Below are 21743 nucleotides of genomic sequence, written 5' to 3' on the forward strand. Positions count from 1 at the left end.
ACATGTCTCACAAAAAAGCCATTATTATAGGTGCAGGTGTTGCAGGTTTAGCAAGTGCCATCAGGCTTGCAGTGCAAGGTTTTGCAGTAGAAGTGTACGAGAAAAATAGTTACCCTGGTGGTAAGCTATCGCATTTTGAAACCAATGGTTATAGGTTTGATGCTGGTCCTAGTTTATTTACACAACCACAAAATATCGAAGCATTATTTGAGCTAGCCGAAGAGCCAATTGCTGATTACTTTACTTACCAATCGTTACCTGTTTCTTGTAAATATTTTTACAGTGATGGTATTGTGGTGAATGCATACACTAACACAGAAGCATTTGCCGATGAATTAGAAAACAAGCTTGGTGAGGATGGAAAAAAGCTGACTAGCTATCTGCAACAGTCAGAAAAAGTGTACCAAAATATTGGCAGTATTTTTTTAAACCATTCACTACACAAGCGTAAAACCTTGTTTAAGGCGCCAATACGTAAAGCGTTAGCTACTGCAAAGCCTAAATACTTGTTTAAAACCTTGGACAGTATAAATGAGGCTTCGTTTACTAAAACGCATACTGTACAGTTGTTTAATCGATATGCTACTTACAATGGTAGTAGCCCTTATAAGGCGCCAGGTATGTTGAGTTTAATACCACATCTTGAACATAATGAAGGTACTTTTTACCCAAAAGGTGGCATGATAAGTATTACCAATGCTTTGTACCAACTAGCATTGAAGAAAAATGTGGTGTTTCATTTTAATACACCTGTTACAAGTATTATTCATCATGAGGATAAAGTAAGAGGTGTTGTTGCTAATAATGATAACCATTACGCAGAAATTGTAGTAAGCAATATGGATGCATATTTTACCTACAATAATTTGCTGAAAGACTATCGCAAGGCCAATAAAATTTTAAAGCAAGAACGTAGTAGTAGTGCACTGATTTTTTATTGGGGCATTAATGCTAATTTTCCAGAATTAGAGTTGCACAATATCTTTTTTACCAAAGATTACAAGGCCGAGTTTGATAGTTTGTTTAAGTCTAAAAATCTTTATAATGACCCTACTATTTACATCAATATTACTAGCAAATGCGAGCCAGGCTTACAAGCGCCTGATGGTAAAGAAAACTGGTTTGTAATGGTAAATGTGCCAGCCAACGTGGGGCAAAATTGGGATGCATTCACACAGCGCTACAGAGAAATTATTATTGCTAAATTATCTACTGCACTTGGTAAGGACATCGCTTCACCAATAGAGGTAGAAGAAGTGCTAAACCCAATTACTATTGAAAGTAAAACGGCTTCTTACATGGGTTCATTATACGGCACTAGTAGCAATAGCAAGTTTGCAGCATTTTTACGTCATCCAAATTTTACCAATGCTATTAAAGGTTTGTATTTTGTAGGTGGTAGTGTGCACCCTGGTGGTGGCATACCGCTTTGCTTGCAAAGTGCTAAAATTATGAGCGATATTGTGGCTGATGATATGAAGAAGAAAAAAGCGCATTAAAAGTGTAAGCACTACACGTAGTTGCTTATTTTCGCCCATTCAAAATACCCCCTTGAAACGATATTTGACTCGATATAAGATTGCCATATTTATAGCCATTCTCTTTCATGTAAGTGGCTTTATTGGTATTTTATTTACTCCCTACGCTGATTGGTTTATACAAAACACCCCACTTAATCTATTGCTAATGTTTGGGCTGCTAATTTATACCCAGCATTATAGAAGCAGGCGGTTTTATTTGTTTATGTTGCTTGCTTTCGTGGTAGGTATGTTCACCGAAATGATTGGTGTAAATACAGGAAAGCTATTTGGTCATTATCACTATGGTAGCGTAATGGGGCCAAAATTATTGGGTGTACCTTTTTTAATAGGGCTCAATTGGTTTGTAGTGGTGTATTCTGCTGGTATTATGATGCGAAAAATAAACGTTTGGCTCGAGGCTAAATATTTGCCCGAAGGCGAACAAATGCGACCAGGTTTTAAAGCCGCTAGTTTTATTATTGATGGCGCTTTACTTGCTACGTTTTTCGATTTTATAATGGAACCAGTAGCTATAGAACTTAAATTTTGGCAATGGCATACTGCTTACATACCATTTTACAATTACCTCTGTTGGTTTTTTATCAGTGCTTTTCTACTTGTACTTTTTAGAAAGCTTAACTTCAATAAAAACAACCATTTCGCTGTACATTTGTTTATAATACAGTCATTGTTTTTTATTGCTTTACAAATATTTTTATAATGCTGTTATACATACTAATTACACTTGGCGTTTTTTGTTTAATGGAAGGCATAACTTGGCTTACACATAAGTATGTAATGCATGGTTTTTTATGGTTTTTGCATGAAGATCATCACCAAAAGACGCATGGCTTTTTCGAGAAAAATGATGCCTTCTTTCTAATTTTCGCTATACCAAGTTGGTTGTGTATAATGCTAGGCAGCATGAACCAAAATTATGTTTCAGTAAGCATTGGTGCAGGTATAGCCATGTATGGTTTCGCCTATTTTTTGTTTCACGAAATCATTATTCATCAGCGTTTCAAGCTGTTTACACGTACCAATAGTCGCTATATTAAAGCCATTCGTTGGGCACACAAAATGCACCATAAGCATATTAATAAAGAAGATGGAGAAAGTTTTGGTATGCTAATAGTTGCCAAAAAATATTGGGATAAAGTAAAGCGTGACGAAGCATTGAAGAATAGTATTGTGTAACCACGAATTAAAAGGCAATTACACCAATTACACTAATTGTATGTCTTTTTTGGAACCAACTGAAGTGCTACTATTGAGCTTCTGTTGTGTCACTTGCCGTTTTTCGGCATCCCGATATTACCTTTGAATCGGGACTTCTGCGTTCTTATCGCTATTCAGCACCCACAAATACTTATCAATTGCATAATTCAAAACCAAATAATAAATCCCCTTTAGGGGCTAGGGGTTTCGATTATATCATCACAGGTGCAGGTTGTGCTGGTTTAAGTTTATTAATGCGATTATTGAACGAACCTTCGCTTTGTGACAAACAAATTTTAGTGATTGATCAAGCACCTAAAAACAAAAACGATAGAACTTGGTGTTTTTGGGAAACAGAAGCAGGTTTGTTTGAACCCATTGTGCATCATCGCTGGCACGACATTGAATTTCTCTCGCAGCAATTTTCTAGTACAATTTCTATTGCGCCTTATACTTATAAAATGATACATGGTTTGGATTTTTACAACCATGTTATCCAATTTGCGCAGCAATTTCCTAACGTAACTTTTAAGTATGATACTGTAAAAAGCATTGTAAACCACAATAAAAGCGTAGAAGTAAACCTAGAAAATGAAACTTTTACTGCTGACTATGTATTTAACAGCATCATTTTTAAGCAACCCGAAGTACCTAAAGGCAAATATTATTTGTTGCAGCATTTTAAAGGATGGGTTATTAATACGCAACAGCCTGTTTTTAATCCTAGCCTCGCTACGTTTATGGATTTTACGGTAAGCCAGCAACATGGCACTACTTTTATGTATGTGTTGCCTACAAATGCCACACAAGCATTGGTTGAGTACACGTTGTTTACCGAACAATTGTTGCAACAAGCAGATTATGAAAATGCTTTAAAAGAATATATCCAAAACAAACTTGGCATTACCAATTACACCATAGAACATGAAGAATTTGGCATTATACCAATGACCAATATTGATTTTCCAAAGTATGAAGGTCGTATTATTAATATAGGTGTAGCTGGTGGGCAAGCAAAAGGCAGTAGTGGTTATGCGTTTCAATTTATACAAAAGCGCACAGCAGAAATTGTAGCTTCATTGGTAAAACATCAACATCCATTTACTAAAACCACCTTTTCAGAAAAGAAGTTTAAGCTTTACGATAGTGTTCTACTAAATGTATTACATCATAAAAAATTAAATGGCGATACCATTTTCGCAGACATATTTCAAAAAAATAGCCCAAAAACTATTTTTCGCTTTTTAGATAATTACAGCAACTTGCTAGAAGATTTGCAAATAATGAATAGTGTACCTACTAGTGTATTTCTAAAAGCCGCTTTAGTAGAATTATTTGCTAGATAAAAAGTGTGTGCGGTTGCCTCACATGCTATATTGTTTTCTACAGGGCTTTTGTGGATGCCTCACAAGTCATATTTTTTTCTGCAAGCCTTGTGCGGTTACCTCAAAGGCCATGTTTATTTATAACATGTCTTGTGCGGTCACCTCGCTGGCCAAATTTTATTCTAAACGGCTTGTGCGGATCCTTCGTTTATAAAATTGGTGAAACAAAAAGCACACTATGCTACTCAAGTTCTTTGCAATCATAACCAATCATGTAAATCATCATTAATCAGCAGTTAAAACCACTTCTTCTACCACTCTAGGAAAATGTTGGTGTTCTAGTTGGTGAATTTTCGCTGCTACCGTATCAGGTGTATCATCTTTACTTACAGAACAACTAGCTTGAAAAATGTGTTTCCCCTCATCAAAGTTTTCATTTACATAATGTATGGTAATACCACTTTCTGTTTCGCCATTGGCAACAACCGCCTCGTGTACAAAATGGCCATACATGCCTTTGCCACCATATTTAGGCAATAACGCAGGGTGAATATTAATAATTTTATTAGGGTATGCTTGAATGAGCGAAGTAGGAACTTTCCATAAAAAGCCAGCAAGCACAATAAAGTCAATATGTTTTATTTTTAAAACATTTACATAAGCATCACCTCTAAAAAAAGGCTCTTTTTCTATTAGTAAAGTGTCGATTTTATTCGCTTTGGCAATGTTTAAAACACCTGCTTCTGGTTTATTGCATACAATTAATGCTACTTGTATATGTTGATTATTTTGCAAATGCTCAATAATTTTTGCAGCATTGCTACCAGCACCAGAAGCAAAAATGGCGATTTGCTTGGTCGTATTGGCTTTTCCAGTCATTCTAGCGCCCATTCTTTTTAAATAATTTCTAAAAAAAGAAAATTGTCCTAAAGGAATACTAATTACCAGCACACAAAATGGCCAAAGAATAGATATTGTAATAATGTATATAATAAAATAGAGTACACCTTTCTCTAGCGATGTAAAACCGAGTAATTTTCTACCAGCAAAGCCGCACAAGCTACCACCACAGGCAAACGTACAAATGATTAGCGTGAATTGCAGCCAGCTAACTTTCCATTTTTCTTTCCATTTTTTAAACATATGTCAAATGTGCAACTATTTTTTGAGTAATTTTTAGTGTCTTTTTAACAGTAGTGTCTTTAACAGTTTCGTTTACAATTTTATGACAATTCAAATAGCAAACTTTCAACAATCGGCTGAAACCCTTGCTAGCAAAGGATAAAAAAAATTTTTGTGAGATGTGCATTTCTCATGTTACTGTCATATTTTTGCCACCGCAAAAGGATATTTCTCCTCACCTAAGAACAATTAGAACGTGAATATGATACGTCTTAGAAGTATAGCCAAAACATTTTTTCTTACGCTGACTGTTTTAATGGCTTTTTCGTTTTTGAATATTGCATCTGCTCAAGATGGTAAAGCTTTGTTTTCAGCCAATTGTGCGTCTTGCCATGCGGTTAATAAAAGATTAACTGGCCCTGCTTTAGCTGGTGTAGAAGATAGATGGCCTGACAAAGCTAAATTGCATGCTTGGATTAAAAACAACCAAGCATTCTTAAAAACTGGCGACAAATATGCAAATGATTTGTATAATGAGTATGGCAAATCTGCAATGAACTTGTTTCCTAATATTACCGATAAGGAAATTGATGCGATATTAGGTTACATTAAAAGTGTACCTGCCGAAGGGGCTAAAGGTGGTGGTGGAACAACCGTTGCTGATCCAGCTGGCGAATCAAGTGACAACTCATTATTATTCGGTATACTTACTTTGGTATTAGCCGTTGTTGCACTAATATTATTACAAGTAAATAGCAATCTTAAAAAATTATCTGACGATAAAGAAGGTGTTCCTGCTGCTGAACCAGTTGCTTTCTGGAAAAATAAAGCTTATATCGCAGTAATAATTGTTATCTTATTTATAGTAGGTGGTTATTACACTACAACTGGTGCTATTAACTTAGGTAGAAGTAAAAATTATCAGCCAGAACAACCTATTTATTATTCACACAAGGTTCATGCTGGTATTAATCAAATTAACTGTCAGTACTGTCATATTGGTGTTTATCAAGGTAAACAAGCTACTATACCCTCTGTAAATGTGTGTATGAACTGTCACATGGCCATAAACGAGTATAAAGGAGAGAAGATTGTAAATGAAGATGGTGTAGAAATAAATGGTACAGCAGAGATAAAAAAACTATATAAATACGCTGGTTTTGAAGAAGGTAAAGCTTGGGATGCTTCAAAAGCAAAACCAATAGAGTGGGTGAGAATTCACAATTTACCTGACCACGTTTACTTTAACCACGCTCAGCACGTAAACGCTGGTAAAGTTGCTTGTCAAACTTGCCATGGCGAAATTCAAAAAATGGGTGAGGTTAAACAACAAAATGACCTAAGCATGGGCTGGTGTATTAACTGTCACCGTGAAACTAAAGTTCAATTTAAAGACAATGGTTTCTATAGCATTTATGAAAAATACCATGCTGATTTAAAGAGTGGTAAAATTGATAGCACAAAAGGTATCACAGTTGAGAAAATTGGTGGTACTGAGTGTCAAAAGTGTCACTACTAATAAAAGCCAATTAGCAATTAATCAATAAGTTAACTGCTAGTTTCAATAACAATAATACCTGATTAATGTAACAGGTTGTAAGGGTTTTACATTAGCATATTAGCTAATTATCACATTATAAGATTATGAGTAAAAAGCATTGGCAAAGTTTTGGGGAATTGAATAATTCTGATGCTTACAAGCAATCAGTAAAAGATGAGTTTCGTGAAGATTTACCTATGGAAGCCGCTGATAATGGTTTTCTTGAAGGCAAAACGCCACGTAGAGATTTCTTAAAATATTTGGGTTTCAGTACTGCTGCTGCGGCTGTTGCTGCAAGTTGTGAAATGCCAGTAAAAAAGGCAATTCCTTTTGCTAATAAACCAGAAGATATTATACCAGGTATTGCCAATTATTATGCTACTACTTATGTACAAGATGGTGATGCTGTAAGCGTTATTGCTAAAGTACGTGATGGTCGTCCTATAAAAATAGAAGGTAATGATTTAAGCCCTATTACTAATGGTGGCACTTCTGCTAGAGTGCAAGCATCTGTATTAGATTTATATGATACCGCTCGTTTACGCTTTCCTTCAATAGACGGTAAAGAAGTTAAGTTAGAAGATATAGATAAAGCTGTTGCTGCTGATTTAGCTAGCGCAGGTAATGTGGTTGTGTTAACTTCTACAGTCGTTTCCCCTTCTTCAAAAGAAGTGATTGCACAATTCTTAGAAAAATATCCTGGCAGCAAGCATGTAACTTTCGATGCTGTTTCATACAGTGGCATTTTACAAGCTAATGAAGCTACTTACGGTAAAAAAACAATTCCCTCATACAGATTTGATAAAGCAAAAACAATTGTAAGTATTGGTGCTGATTTTTTAGGCACTTGGTTGAGCCCAGTTGAATTTGCAAAACAATATGCGGTAGGTAAAAGAATAGATGAGAAGAAACCAGAAATGAGCAAGCATTTTCATTTTGAAACTGTTGCAAGCTTAACTGGTAGTAATGCTGATGAAAGAATTTTGCATCGTCCATCTGAAACAGGTGCTGTAGTAGCTGCTTTATTGGCTTCTGTTAATGGCCAGGCTGTTAGTGGTTTAGACGAAAAATTAAAGAAAGGTATAGAAAAAGTTGCTAAAGCTTTAGTAGCTACTAAAGGTGCATCATTGGTTGTTGCTGGTAGCAACGATGTAAATGTTCAAATTTTAGTAAATGCTATTAATGAAGCTTTACAATCAAATGGTACAACAATAGATTGGAGCGCTACATACAATACACGTCAAGGTATTGACGCTGATATGGTAAAATTAGTAGCAGACATGAAAGCTGGTGCTGTAGGTACTTTAGTTATTTATGGTGCTAATCCTGCTTACTCTTGGTTTAATAGCAAAGAGTTTGTTGAGGCATTGAAAAAAGTAAAAGTGACTGTTTCTTTCAACACAAAAGCTGATGAAACAACACAACTTTGTAAATATGTAATTCCTGATCACAACTATCTTGAAAGTTGGGGTGATGCAGAAATTAAAAGTGGTTACTACTCTTTTGTACAACCTACTATTTATCCATTGTTCAAAACACGCCAATGGCAAGATAGCTTGTTAAAATGGAGTGGCGCAACTACTGATTATTTAGCTTTCTTAAAATCTTATTGGAGTGCTAAAGTAGGTGGTGAAACTGGTTGGGATAAAGTATTACAAGACGGCGTAATTAATCCTGCTGCTGCTGTAATTACAACTGCTAGCTTTAATGCAGCTGCTGTTGCTGGTGCTAGTACTGCCGTTTCTAGCTACAAGAAAAGCGATAAAACCGAATTGGTTTTATATCAAAAAGTGGCAATTGGTGAAGGTCAAGGTACTGCAAACCCTTGGTTGCAAGAATTGCCAGATCCGGTATCTAAAGCTACTTGGGATAACTATTTGGTTATTTCTCCTGCCTTGGCTAAGACTCTTTTAAAAATTGATTTATCTATTGGCGGTCAAGCTGATGCTTATGAGGTACAACCACCAAAACATGTAGTAGAAATTACTGCTCCTAATGGTGCAAAAGTATCTTTACCAACATTAATTATTCCTGGTACACACCCTAATACTGTAGGTATTGCAGTTGGTTACGGTCGTACTGAGAAATTAGGTAAAGGTGTATTGGCTGATGAAGGTGGAAAAGGTATGGGTGCAAATGCATTTCCTTTTGCTAATCTAGCTAATGGTACTGTATCATATTCTGTGGCTGATGTAACTTTAAAAGATACTGGTGATTTATATAAAGTAGCTATTACACAAACGCACAATATTTACGATACACCACAGGGTAATCGTACAGAGGTGATGAAAGAATTGACTTTGGCTGAGTTTAAACACAATCCAAACGAAATTATAGAAGAGCGTGATAAAGAATTAAAACCTTACGGTGGTATTGCTAACTTTGAAAAAGAAGGTACTATTTACCCAACTTTTGATAGACCAGGTATTAAATGGGGCATGAGTGTTGATTTAAACACTTGTAACGGTTGTGGTGCTTGCGTTGTAGCTTGTAATGCAGAAAATAATATTCCTGTTGTAGGTAAAATACAAGTAGCTAAAGCACATGAAATGCATTGGTTACGTATTGATAGATACTATACTGGCGATCCTGAAAATCCAAATGTGGTTTTCCAACCGTTGATGTGCCAACATTGTGACAATGCACCTTGTGAGAACGTTTGTCCAGTTGCTGCAACTAACCATAGTAGTGAAGGTTTAAACCAAATGACTTATAACAGATGTATTGGTACAAGATATTGCGCTAATAACTGTCCTTATAAAGTTCGCCGTTTTAACTGGTTAGATTATACTGGTTCTGATAGTTTTGGTGACAATCAAAAACCATTAGTAGCAGAAGGTGGCTTGAATGAGGTGGTGTTGGATATGAATGACGACTTAACAAGAATGGTGTTAAACCCAGATGTTACAGTACGTGCAAGAGGTGTAATTGAAAAATGTTCTTTCTGTGTACAACGCTTACAAGCAGGTAAATTAACTGCTAAAAAAGATAGTCGTCCATTAGAAGATAGAGACTTAAAAGTTGCTTGTCAACAAGCTTGTCCTACAAACGCTATTGTATTTGGTAACGCTAATAGCACCAAAAGTGAAATTACGGCTGTAAGAACTGATAATTCAAAACGTTTATTCTTATCGCTTGAGCAATTACACGTATTACCAAATGTAACTTACATGGCTAAAGTAAGAAACATTGAAGAAGAAGGTGAGCATCATGGTGGTGAGGAAAAGAAAGAAGGCGCTAAAGCTGAACATGCTGGTCACGAAGGATAAATAAAAATGGCGAGCAAGTACAATACAGCATCTAAAAGATGCAGTGTGCGACGCAACGAAGTTTAATAGTAGTAAAAAGCTGGTTACATAAATATTCCTAAGATTAAAAATCGAGGGTTAATAATAACAAGAGACAGATGCATTTAAAGTACGAATCACAATTAAGGGAACCGTTAGTAACGGGCGACAAAAATTACCATCAGGTAACTGAAGATATTTTAGCCCCTATTGAAGGCAAGCCGACAAAGCTTTGGTATGTAGGTTTTTACATAGCTGTTGCATTGCTTATGTTTGGTGTGTACAGTGTGTACAGAGAGGTAACTTATGGTATTGGTCAGTGGAATTTGAATAAAACCATCGGTTGGGGTTGGGATATTACCAACTTCGTTTGGTGGGTTGGTATTGGTCATGCTGGTACGTTGATTTCTGCGATTTTATTATTATTTAGACAAGGTTGGAGAACTGGTGTAAACCGTGCAGCAGAAGCGATGACAATTTTCGCTGTAATGTGTGCTGGTCAGTTTCCAATTTTTCACATGGGTCGTGTGTGGATGGCATTCTTTGTATTACCTTATCCTAATAGTCGTGGGCCGTTATGGGTGAATTTTAACTCACCATTGTTGTGGGACGTATTTGCGATTTCTACTTATTTCACGGTATCATTATTATTCTGGTATAGTGGTTTAATTCCAGATTTTGCTACCGTACGAGATAGAGCAAAAACTAAATTACGTAAACATTTATATGGCTTGGCAGCTTTTGGTTGGACTGGTTCTACCAAACATTGGCAACGTATTGAAAGTTTGCACCTTGTATTAGCAGGTTTATCTACACCGTTGGTATTATCAGTACACACAATTGTATCTTTTGACTTTGCTACTTCAGTAATTCCTGGTTGGCATACTACAATCTTCCCGCCTTATTTCGTAGCAGGTGCGGTATTCTCAGGTTTCGCAATGGTACAATCGTTAATGATTATTGTACGTAAAGTGTTTGGTTTACAAGACTATATTACACTCGGTCACATTGAAGCAATGAACAAAGTAATTGTAACCACTGGTTCAATTGTGGGTGTTGCTTACTTAACTGAGTTGTTTATGGGTTGGTATAGCCAAAGTAAATATGAAGGATATACTTTCTGGTATAGCCGTGCCAATTTGTTCAGCCCTTATGGCTGGAGTTACTGGGGCATGATGGCTTGTAACGTATTAAGCCCACAGATTTTCTGGTTTAAGAAAATGAGAAGAAACTTATTTGTTACTTTCTTCATGAGTATTATTGTAAACGTAGGTATGTGGTTTGAACGTTTTGTAATTATCGTTACATCATTGTATCGTGATTATTTACCATCATCTTGGAGCGTTTATTATAGCCCTTCAATTTGGGAAATTGGCTTTTACCTAGGTACGTTTGGTTTGTTCTTTACATGCTTCTTCTTATTTGCTAAATACTTCCCTGTAATTGCAGTTGCTGAAATTAAATATGTGTTGAAAACAACAGGTAATAATTATAAGGCTGATATGGAAGAGGTTGAAACGCAGAAATTAGATGAGTTTGTACATGAGTATGCACACTAACCCCCAATCCCTAAAGGGGAGTTTTGGAAAGGTTAATATGTTGAAATAGAAGTAGTGTTATATAATTAATCACTTTTAAATTTCCCCTTTAGGGGACAAAGGGGTATGGCAAAGAAGAAATTTGTAATTGGTTGTTTTGATAACGAAGATGTTTTATTTCCTGCGGTAAAAAAAGTACGTACTGCTGGTTATAAAATACAAGATGTTTACACACCATTTCCTGTTCATGGTTTAGATCATGCATTAGGAATGAGAGAAACAAGCTTACATACAGCTGGTTTTATTTACGGTGTTACTGGTACTACTACAGCAATTAGCTGTATTAGCTGGATTTTTACTAAGGATTGGCCTTTAAATATTGGTGGTAAGCCACATTTTGCATTGCCAGCTTGGATACCAATTATGTTTGAGTTAACGGTATTGTTTGCAGCGGTTGGTATGGTTTTAACTTTTTGCTATTTGTGTCAATTGGCACCAGGCGTTAAAAAGCACCATTTTCATGCAAGATCTACAGATGATTTGTTTGTAATGGTTATAGAATGTACTGATAAAACAAACACTGACGATTTAAAAGCATTTTTAACAAATGCAGGCGCATTAGAAACAGATTTACAAATAGCTGAAGATGGTTGGTGGCTTGGAAGATATGACCAAGATGAAATGCCTTTTGAAACAGCACAAACAGTTGCAGCTTAATTATAACAAATGATGAAGAAATTATCTATTATAGCTTTTTTATGTGCAGGTGCAGTAATTGTAAGCTGTAGCGATGTAAAACGTAAGCCAGGTAGTATTTATATGCCAGATATGGCCTACAGCCGTGCTTACGAAACATATGCTGATCACAGTAATTTAGCTGAGAAGAACATTAATTATAATAACAGACCAGTTGAAGGTACAGTAGCACGTGGCGAGGAAATGCCTTTCCATATTGCTAAAGATTTTGCTGGCGATACAACTAATTACTTCGCCTCAAAAGCAGTTAAAAATCCAATTGATAGTTTGGATAAGAAACAATTAGTTGAGGCTGAACGTTTGTACTTAATTAATTGTGGTATTTGCCATGGGCCTAAATTAGATGGTAACGGCCCTTTATATAAAGGTGGCGAGGGTCCTTATCCTGCAAAACCAGCTACATTGGTTGGTGATGCTAAATATGAAGCAATGCCAGAAGGACAAATGTTTTATTCAGTTGCGTATGGTAAAAACTTAATGGGTAGCTATGCTTCTCAATTAAGTAGAACACAACGCTGGATGGTGATTAAATATATTAAGGGTATGCAAGCAGCAGCAAAGTCTAGTACAGCACCCGCAGCAGAAGCAACAGCTGCAAAGTAATTTCATTAAATAGTTATCGAATTTATTCGGCGGACATTCAAAAAATAAACAATGGCATCTATAAAAGAACAATTTGAAATTCCTTCTAAACTAAAAACATGGTCTTTGGCCTTAATAGGTATTGGTTTGTTGGCATTGATAATCGGTTTTATTACCAAAGGCAGAGGCACAGAAGAAGAGCAAGTAGAGTTTATAGGTACAATTATGTACAATACCATCTTTTGGACGTTGGTTTGTAATGCAGCTATGTTCTTTATTTGTGTATGTACACTGGCAATGGGCGGTTGGTATCAAGCTTTCCGTCGTATTCCTGAGGCAATTTCTACATTAGTGCCAATTTTTGGTAGTATCACATTAGTAGTATTGCTGTATGTAGGGTTATCAGGTAATCATCATATTTACCATTGGTTAGATACTGATGCAGTAGCTAAAGATGAAATTCTAAAAGGTAAAGCTGGTTTTTTGAATATTAAATTTTTTACTATTTGGACAATTTTAACTATTGTTCTATGGAGTGTTTTGGGCTGGAGAATGCGACAAATAAGTAATGAAGCTGATAAAGAAGAATTTGATGCCGCCTCTGGTGCTTCATATATCTGGAGAAATACAGTTAGAGCTGCTTTATTTATAGTATGGTTTGCATTAACTGTTGGTTCTACTATTCCTTGGTTATGGATGATGAGTATTGATGCACATTGGTACAGTACTATGTATAGTTGGTACACGTTTGCGAGTTCTTGGGTAAGTGGTTTAAGTTTAATAGCCCTTTGGATTATCTATATGAAAAACAAGGGTTACATGGAATATGTAAGCCAAGAGCATTTACATGATATGGGTAAATTCATGTTCGCATTTTCTATCTTTTGGACTTATTTATGGTTTTCTCAGTATATGTTAATTTGGTATTCTAACCAACCTGAAGAAACCATTTATTTCAAACATAGAGTACAAGGTGCTTACAAGCCAATTTTCTTTTTAAATCTTATCATAAATTTCTTATGCCCTGTGTTAATCTTGATGAAGAAATCTGCTAAGAGAAATTACACATTGGTTACGTTTATGGCAGTTTTGATCATCTTTGGTCATTGGATAGATTTTTATCAAATGGTAATGGGTAGCTTACGTAAAGAACATGCTGCTTTAAGTTGGTTAGACTTTGGTGTATTAGCACTATTTGTAGGCCTAATGATTCGCTTTACTGCAAACGCATTGGCTAGCAAACCACTAGTTGCTAAATACCATCCTTTCTTGAAAGAAAGTATTGTACACCATACATAAATTTATCTTGTTGCACAGCAACTTTATTCAATTGAAATTGTTTTAATAGTTATAGAAAATATTGGTAGCGTTATGACACTTTATTTAACCATCGCCGTTATAGTTTTAGTTTTTGTTGTTATTTTTCAAATAGCAAAAGCTAGTGAATATGTATCTTTATTGAAGGGCGAGGAAACAAGCCGTAAACAGAACAATAAGATAAATGGCTTTTTAATGGTCGCTTTCTTAGTTCTTGGTTTAATTGGTGTTTGGTATTGTAACCATTTGTTTTTTCATAAAACACTATTCGCTTACGATGCAGCTAGTGTGCAAGGTGAGAAGGTAGATAGTATGCTTTGGCTTACTATTTATGTTACTGGTTCTGTATTTATTGCTACACAAATTCTATTATTTTGGTTTGCTTATAAATACCAAGAGAACGAAAATAGAAAAGTATACTATTTCCCTCACAACACTAACTTAGAGCTTTTGTGGACTGTTGTCCCTGCCATTGTACTAACAGTGTTGGTGGTTATTGGCTTGCGTAACTGGTTTTCATTCACTGGTGAAGCACCAAAAGAAGCGCAAGTAGTTGAGGTTACTGGTAAGCAATTTGGTTGGGTTTTCCGTTATCCAGGTAAAGATGGTCAACTTGGTAAAAAATACTATAAAAATATTGACGCATCAACCAATGAATTAGGTTTAGTTTGGGATGATAAATTAGCTCAAGACGACATCGTAAGCACACAAGCCTTGTATGTTGTTAAGGGAAAACCTGTAAAACTAGTAATTGGTAGTAGAGATGTTATCCATGATGTGGGTTTAACTCAGTTTCGTATGAAAATGGATGCGGTACCGGGTATTCCTACTACTATGTGGTTCACACCTAAGTACACAACTAAAGAAATGAAGGAAATTTCCGGCAATCCAAATTTCGTATACGAAATCAGTTGTGATCAAATGTGTGGTAACGGTCACTATTCTATGAGAGGTATTATAGAAGTTGTTACACAGGCTGAATATGATGCTTGGTTAGCGAAACAAAAACCTCAGTATTATACGGCTTTCCCTGATAAAGAGCCAAGTGCAGCAAAGCCTTTAGCTGACAGTGTTAAACCTGAAATTACAAAAGCACCACTGCCTATTGCACAAAAGGCTGTAGCAAAAATTTAATCAAATAATTTCGATTTCTAAAGATAGTTATATGAGTACTGAAGCGATTTTACATTCACATTCTGCGGTAGCTGTAGGTCATGAGACGCACAGTGAACATCATCACCACCAAGAAACTTTTATTTCAAAGTACGTGTTTAGCATGGATCATAAAATGATTGCTAAACAATTCTTAATCACAGGTATGGTTTGGGCCGTATTGGGTGGTTTAATGAGTGTATTGTTTCGTTTACAATTGGGTTATCCAGACAGTACATTTCCTATACTCGAAGACTTATTGGGAAAATGGGCTAAAGGTGGTAGAATTACGCCAGAAGCTTATTATGCTTTAGTCACAACACATGGTACTGTCTTGGTGTTTTTTGTATTAACTGCTGGTCTCAGCGGTACTTTCGCAAATTTCTTAATTCCATTGCAAATTGGTGCAAGAGATATGGCTTCGCCATTTATGAATATGTTAAGCTACTGGTTTTTCTTTGCTGCCAGTATTGTGATGTTATCTTCACTGTTTGTAGAAACTGGTCCCTTTAGTGGTGGTTGGACAGCTTATCCGCCTTTATCAGCACTTGGTTCTGCATCACCAGGTTCTAAAACTGGTATGGATTTATGGTTAGTTAGTATGGCCTTATTTGTAGTTTCTTCTTTATTAGGAGGTCTAAATTATATTGCTACAATCTTAAATATGCGTACTAAAGGTATGAGTATGACAAGATTGCCTTTAACCATTTGGGCATTGTTTTTTACAGCCGTTCTAGGTGTATTATCTTTCCCTGTTTTATTCTCTGGTTTTATTCTATTAATATTTGATAGAAATTTTGGTACAAGTTTTTACCTAAGCGATATCTATGTAAATGGTGTTGGTGCTTTACCTAATGAGGGCGGTAGCGCTATTCTATATCAACATTTATTTTGGTTCCTTGGCCACCCAGAAGTTTATATTATTTTATTACCTGCAATGGGCATGGTTTCTGAAATTTTATCCGTTAATTCTCGTAAGCCAATTTTTGGTTACATGGCAATGATAGGTTCATTATTCGCAATTGCTATACTAGCTTTCTTAGTATGGGCGCACCACATGTTTGTTACAGGTTTAAATCCATTCTTAGGTTCAATTTTTGTATTGTTAACCCTGTTAATTGCCGTGCCATCTGCTATAAAAGTTTTTAACTGGTTAACTACCTTGTGGCGAGGTAATATTCGTTTTACCCCCGGTATGATGTTCGCCATTGGTTTTGTAAGCTTATTTATCTCTGGTGGGTTAACTGGCATCTGGTTAGGTAATTCAGCATTGGATATTCATTTGCATGATACTTATTTTGTCATTGCGCACTTTCACATTGTAATGGGTGTTGCAAGTATGTTTGGTATGTTTGCAGGTGTTTATCATTGGTATCCTAAAATGTACGGTCGTTTTTTGAATAATACACTTGGTTATATTCATTTTTGGATAACTATTGCTGGTGCCTATTTAATTTTCTGGCCTATGCATTATGAAGGCTTAGCTGGTATGCCACGTAGATATTATGATTACAGTATTTGGGAAAGTTTCAAACAATTTGCCGAGTTGAATAGATTCATTAGTACCGTAGCAATGATAGTTTTTTCTGCACAGTTGCTATTTCTATTGAACTTCTTCTACTCAATATTTAAGGGTAGAAAAGTTACTAACCAAAATCCTTGGGGTTCTAATAGTCTTGAATGGACTGCTCCTATTAATCCTGGTCATGGTAACTGGCCTGGTGAAATTCCTGAAGTTCACCGTTGGGCTTATGACTATGGTAAAGATGGTAAAGAGTTCATTCCTCAAACAGTGCCAGTTGGTGCTGATGAAAGTCACCATTAATTATTAGAAGCTCACTAGAGCATTTGCATAAGTTGATTACCGTAATGCCCTGACATTCTCAGGGCATTACTTTTAAGAGTGGTTTAGAATTGATTAACCTCATTTGTAACTATAACTAAGCTACTTTTGCAGGTCTTTCAACAGCGTTTATAATGGATAATCCCGCACAGCTTAAATCGTCTACATCCTTTACTTTAGTATCTAAAGTAAAGGACTATTTTTTACTCATAAAGTTCACACTCAGTTTCACTGTGGTGTTTTCATGTGTTGTATGTTTTTTACTAGCACCAAAAAATGGTTACGACTGGTGGATGATTACTGTAATATTTATTGCAGGTATGTTAGTTACAGGTAGTGCTAATGCTATTAACCAAGCTGTAGAAAAGGATACTGATGCCATGATGAAAAGAACGGGTACAAGACCTGTGGCCAGTGGAAGAATGTCGCAAAGAGAGGCTTACGCATTTGCAGTAATTGCAGGCGGTTTAGGTGTAGTGATGATGTGGTATTTCTTTAATCTGTCGTCAGCGTTACTATCAGCTTTTAGTTTGTTTTTGTACGCGTTTATTTATACGCCTTTAAAAAAGATTAATTCAGTAGCTGTATTGGTAGGTGCTTTTCCTGGTGCTTTGCCTTGCTTAATAGGTTGGGTTGCTGGATTTTATAATCAGCCAATAGCGTGGACGGGCGGATTGATTTTGTTTGGTATTCAGTTTTTGTGGCAGTTTCCTCACTTTTGGGCAATTGCATGGGTAGCGCATCAGGATTATAGTAAAGCTGGGTTCAAATTACTACCTGCTGATAAAGGACCAACTAAGTTTACAGCAGTACAGGCTATTATGTATAGTGTACTGATGATTCCTGTAGGTATATTGCCTAAAGTATTTGGCATGACTGGTAACATAAGCTTGTGGATTGTGCTTGCTTGTAACCTCTTCATGGTAGTACAAAGTGTAAGATTGTATAAAGAAATGGATGTAAAAGCGGCAAGACGAGTGATGTTTAGCAGTTATATTTATTTGCCAATTGTGTTATTGGCTTTGCTGGCAGATAAAATTTTGTAAACTAAATTTTACTTGTGTCTGTTGATGATAAGTGAGATGAACGTTGAAGTGTGCGACGCAACGAAGTAACATTGGAAAACAACAGTTGATAACAAAAAAATATAGTGATGATGGCAACAGCGAGTTCAAATGAAATTAAGAGAATACACCCACACAAATTTACTTTGTGGGTAGCTATGGGCAGCATTGTAATGATGTTTGCTGGTTTGACGAGTGCTTATATTGTTAAAAAAAATCAGGCAAACTGGTTAGAATTTTCTCTACCAGGTGTATTTTGGTATAGCACTATTGTAATTATTGCAAGTAGTATTACTATTCATTTAGCGTTGAAGAGCTTTAAGGCACGTGAAATGAGTCGTTATAGGTTGCTGATAACAATTACAGCAGCACTTGGTGTATTGTTTATGGTGTTGCAAACGGCTGGATTTTTTAGTCTTGAGGCTAGGAATATTCATCTTACTGGACCAAATAGTAATGCGGCATCTTCGTTTCTATTAGTAATTACGTCTTTACACATGCTACACGTGTTGGGTGGTGTAATTGCAATATTGGTAACTTTTTTAAGAGCTTTTAATAGCAAATTCAAAAGCTACAGTAGTGTGCCTATTGAAGTAATTAGCACTTACTGGCATTTTGTAGATATTTTATGGATTTATCTGTTCATCTTTTTCAATTGGTTGAGATAATTAAGAAAAAGTTGAAGTTTATTCACGTTTATTCAACAACAGCTAATATTTTTGTAACCGAATCTTAGAACAATCTCATGAGTACAACAACTGCAGCGTTACCCACTAAATTGTGGAATGGTGGAAAAAGCCCTTTTAATGTAGAGTATGGCAAATTGATGATGTGGTATTTTTTGATGAGTGATGCCTTCACTTTTGGAGCTTTCCTTATCTCTTACGGTACTATTCGTTTTTCATCAAACGGTTGGCCAAATCCAAATGAAGTATTTCAATCTTTTCCAGGCTTAGGTTCAGGCTTGCCGCTAATGTTTGTGAGTTTAATGACATTTATTTTGATCATTAGTTCCGTAACGATGGTATTGGCTGTACATGCTGGTCATAATATGGATAAAAAAGGTGTGGTAACAAACCTAATTTTAACCATTATTGGTGGTGCTGCATTCTTAGGTTGCCAAGCATGGGAATGGACGCACTTACACCACGAAGGTGCATGGTGGGGTCTAAATCCTTTTTTAAATGCTGATGGTACACAATCTTCTACCAACTTTACTAACTACTTCTTTACTATCACTGGCTTTCATGGTTTTCACGTATTAAGTGGTGTGGTAATTAATATTGTGATGTTAATTATGACATTAACCGACCAATTTGAAAAACGTGGTCATTATTTAATGATTGAAAAAGCTGGTTTGTATTGGCACTTTGTAGATTTAGTATGGGTATTTGTATTTACCTGTTTTTACTTAATTTAATTTCAACAACAAACTATTTTAATTAACTTATTATAATATAGCTATGGCACAGGCAGGACATGCAGAACACAGCAATGATGGCGCAGTAAAAGAGATTTGGAAAGTAACAGGTATTTTAACAGTACTTACTTTGGTAGAATTAGCAATTGGCTTCTACATGATGAAAATAACTGACCCAAAAACAACATTGGCTTTAAAGGGTACAATTGTTATTTTAATGATGGTAAAAGCATTTTACATTGTAGCTTATTTTATGCACTTAAAGCATGAGTTAAGAAATATGATTATGACCATAGTAGTGCCTTTAGCATTATTTATTTGGTTCATTACGGCCTTCTTGTATGAAGGTAATTCTTATAAAAACTTGCGTAATACTTACGATCCTTATAAGAAAGAACAAACTACTATAAAAGTTGAGAAAAAGGAAGAAGGCCATGGCGCACATGGTGCTGAAACCCACAAGGCTGTTGAATAATTTTCTAAAGTTTTGATGTATTCATTCACATATTTCGAACCATCGCTTGTGGCGATGGTTTTTTTATGGTAGCCATTGATAATGGTTATTACTTTGCGACACTTAAATGTAGATTATGAACAAGAAAGCATTGTTGGCTTTGTGCATTGCAATATTACTACCAGTTTGTAGCTATTTAATTTTAAAAGGTACAAGCGAAAGTGCTGTAGATATGCCTCGTAAATATTTGCTTGATACTGTAATAGAACGTGTACAAAATGGCAAGCAATTTTCTGATAGTATATGGCATAAAACAGCCAATATTACCTTGGTAAATCAGCTTGGTGATACGGTAAGTTTGTATGATAAGCCGGGTAAAATAATTGTTGCGGATTTCTTTTTTACCCATTGTAGAAGTATTTGTCCTAAGCTTACCAGAAATATGGCTAAGCTGCAACACAGTTTTATTTTAGGGGGCGATACAAGAAAGAAAATAGACACTTCTATTGTGCAGTTTGTATCTTTTACAATAGATGCTGAAAGAGATAGTGTAAGTGTTTTAAAAGACTATGCAGACCGCTTTAACGTTAACCACGACAATTGGTGGATGCTTACGGGTAATCATGATAGTATAGCTAATTTTGCTTTTGCAGAGTTGAAGGTAGATAAGTTTAGCGGTGAGCCTGTTGATTCAGATTTTGTACATACGAATCGCTTTGTTGTGCTTGATAAAGATTATGTAGTTAGAGGTTATTATAATGGTTTAGATTCAGCTTCAATGACCAAGCTTGCGAGAGATATTGGTTTACTAATGCTTGAAAAAGGCAAGACCAAAAAAAGTGAGGTTTTTACTGCAATAATCAACTTAAAATGGTTATGGTTAATCATTTTAGTATTGGTGGTAGTTTTTGTGTTATTTATGTCTAATCGCAGGAAAATAAACGGATAGATAAACTCTTAGTATAAAAAATTGTTACAGCTTTAAATAAAGTTTCACCATGTTAGCAGCCTCTCTAAATAAGAATGATAAGCAAGCCTTTTGGTTAATTGGTATTTTCTCAATTGTAGTATTTGCAGTTGTTGTGTTATTAGGTAAGTTTAAACTTGAAGTAGACTTGGGATTTAATGTACACATTTTTGCTACTATAAATGCAATGGTAAATGGTATAATTGCTGTGCTACTTGTATTGGCATTAGTTGCAGTAAAAAAAGGCAGTTATTTACTGCATAAAAAATTTATGATGGCAGCTTTGGTAATGTCTATTCTATTTCTAGTGTCTTACATAGCGCATCATTTATTAGCTGGCGAAGCAAAATTTGGCGATAGCAACCATGATGGCATTGTAAGTGATGAAGAGAAACTTGCAGTAGGTAGTATAAGAATAGTATATTACCTTATTTTAGCTACACATATTTTCTTAGCAGCAATTATATTGCCCTTTATACTTTTTACAGCATATCGTGCTTTAATAGCCGAATTTTCGGTTCATAAGAAGCTAGCACGTATTACTTGGCCATTGTGGTTTTATGTGGCTGTAACTGGCCCTATTGTTTATTTAATAATAAGCCCTTACTATAGCTAATACTAATTCGCTAAAATAAAAA

General features: G+C 35.7%; 19 protein-coding genes. 18 read left to right on the plus strand and 1 reads right to left on the minus strand.

The genetic code is table 11. The features are described 5' to 3' along the window. Positions 1-2 precede the first annotated feature (2 nt). The 4 genes from crtD to ACT9TX_RS00585 all read left to right on the plus strand — a co-directional run bounded on the left by crtD (position 3) and on the right by ACT9TX_RS00585 (position 4084). On the plus strand, positions 3-1499 hold the full coding sequence (gene crtD / locus ACT9TX_RS00570) for a 1-hydroxycarotenoid 3,4-desaturase CrtD (protein ID WP_481336104.1): 1497 nt from the start codon (positions 3-5) through the stop codon (positions 1497-1499). Between the two features lie 52 nt (positions 1500-1551). Further along, positions 1552-2241, plus strand: coding sequence for a carotenoid biosynthesis protein (locus ACT9TX_RS00575; RefSeq protein ID WP_481336105.1), 690 nt, complete (start codon positions 1552-1554; stop codon positions 2239-2241). Further along, positions 2241-2717, plus strand: coding sequence for a sterol desaturase family protein (locus ACT9TX_RS00580; protein WP_481336107.1), 477 nt, complete (start codon positions 2241-2243; stop codon positions 2715-2717). The genes ACT9TX_RS00575 and ACT9TX_RS00580 overlap by 1 nt, the downstream gene beginning before the upstream one ends. A gap of 179 nt (positions 2718-2896) precedes the next feature. After that, positions 2897-4084 carry a lycopene cyclase family protein gene (locus ACT9TX_RS00585; protein WP_481336109.1) on the plus strand — a complete coding sequence of 396 codons (1188 nt, stop codon included), beginning with the start codon at positions 2897-2899 and terminating at the stop codon, positions 4082-4084. 264 nt (positions 4085-4348) lie between these two features. Here ACT9TX_RS00585 and purN read toward each other — a convergent pair whose 3' ends face one another. Continuing rightward, complete coding sequence (purN, locus tag ACT9TX_RS00590; RefSeq protein ID WP_481336110.1) at positions 4349-5206, minus strand: phosphoribosylglycinamide formyltransferase; 858 nt, start codon at positions 5204-5206, stop codon at positions 4349-4351. A gap of 241 nt (positions 5207-5447) precedes the next feature. Here purN and ACT9TX_RS00595 point away from each other — a divergent pair, with 241 nt between their 5' ends. The 14 genes from ACT9TX_RS00595 (at position 5448) to ACT9TX_RS00660 (ending at position 21721) form a co-directional block, all read left to right on the plus strand. After that, positions 5448-6704 carry a c-type cytochrome gene (locus ACT9TX_RS00595; RefSeq protein ID WP_481336112.1) on the plus strand — a complete coding sequence of 419 codons (1257 nt, stop codon included), beginning with the start codon at positions 5448-5450 and terminating at the stop codon, positions 6702-6704. A gap of 125 nt (positions 6705-6829) precedes the next feature. Next, positions 6830-9994 (plus strand): TAT-variant-translocated molybdopterin oxidoreductase, encoded by a 3165-nt coding sequence (locus tag ACT9TX_RS00600; RefSeq protein WP_481336113.1) that lies wholly within the window; start codon positions 6830-6832, stop codon positions 9992-9994. Positions 9995-10131: 137 nt separating this feature from the next. Continuing rightward, positions 10132-11571: an NrfD/PsrC family molybdoenzyme membrane anchor subunit gene (nrfD, locus tag ACT9TX_RS00605; RefSeq protein ID WP_481336115.1), complete on the plus strand. Its 1440-nt coding sequence runs from the start codon at positions 10132-10134 to the stop codon at positions 11569-11571. 105 nt (positions 11572-11676) lie between these two features. Then, positions 11677-12267, plus strand: a complete 591-nt coding sequence (locus ACT9TX_RS00610; protein ID WP_481336116.1) for a DUF3341 domain-containing protein — start codon at positions 11677-11679, stop codon at positions 12265-12267. A gap of 9 nt (positions 12268-12276) precedes the next feature. Beyond that, positions 12277-12909, plus strand: coding sequence for a c-type cytochrome (locus ACT9TX_RS00615; protein WP_481336117.1), 633 nt, complete (start codon positions 12277-12279; stop codon positions 12907-12909). Between the two features lie 51 nt (positions 12910-12960). Further along, a complete protein-coding gene (locus ACT9TX_RS00620) occupies positions 12961-14187 on the plus strand; it encodes a quinol:cytochrome C oxidoreductase (RefSeq protein ID WP_481336119.1) in 1227 nt (408 codons plus the stop codon). Positions 14188-14259: 72 nt separating this feature from the next. Next, positions 14260-15339 carry a cytochrome c oxidase subunit II gene (locus tag ACT9TX_RS00625; protein ID WP_481336120.1) on the plus strand — a complete coding sequence of 360 codons (1080 nt, stop codon included), beginning with the start codon at positions 14260-14262 and terminating at the stop codon, positions 15337-15339. Positions 15340-15370: 31 nt separating this feature from the next. Further along, positions 15371-17182 carry a cytochrome c oxidase subunit I gene (locus ACT9TX_RS00630; protein ID WP_481336122.1) on the plus strand — a complete coding sequence of 604 codons (1812 nt, stop codon included), beginning with the start codon at positions 15371-15373 and terminating at the stop codon, positions 17180-17182. Between the two features lie 152 nt (positions 17183-17334). Continuing rightward, entirely contained in the window at positions 17335-18246 is a 912-nt protein-coding gene (gene cyoE, locus ACT9TX_RS00635) for a heme o synthase (protein ID WP_481336123.1), read from the plus strand. Positions 18247-18353: 107 nt separating this feature from the next. After that, a complete protein-coding gene (locus tag ACT9TX_RS00640) occupies positions 18354-18932 on the plus strand; it encodes a cytochrome c oxidase subunit 3 (RefSeq protein WP_481336125.1) in 579 nt (192 codons plus the stop codon). 77 nt (positions 18933-19009) lie between these two features. After that, positions 19010-19684 carry a cytochrome c oxidase subunit 3 gene (locus ACT9TX_RS00645; RefSeq protein WP_481336127.1) on the plus strand — a complete coding sequence of 225 codons (675 nt, stop codon included), beginning with the start codon at positions 19010-19012 and terminating at the stop codon, positions 19682-19684. Positions 19685-19727: 43 nt separating this feature from the next. Beyond that, on the plus strand, positions 19728-20159 hold the full coding sequence (locus ACT9TX_RS00650) for a cytochrome C oxidase subunit IV family protein (protein ID WP_481336129.1): 432 nt from the start codon (positions 19728-19730) through the stop codon (positions 20157-20159). A 115-nt stretch (positions 20160-20274) separates the two neighbouring features. Further along, a complete protein-coding gene (locus ACT9TX_RS00655; protein WP_481336130.1) occupies positions 20275-21087 on the plus strand; it encodes an SCO family protein in 813 nt (270 codons plus the stop codon). 49 nt (positions 21088-21136) lie between these two features. After that, positions 21137-21721 carry a DUF420 domain-containing protein gene (locus ACT9TX_RS00660; protein ID WP_481336132.1) on the plus strand — a complete coding sequence of 195 codons (585 nt, stop codon included), beginning with the start codon at positions 21137-21139 and terminating at the stop codon, positions 21719-21721. The last annotated feature ends 22 nt before the right edge of the window (positions 21722-21743 follow it).

The organism is Parasediminibacterium sp. HNIBRBA5674, from assembly GCF_056745525.1.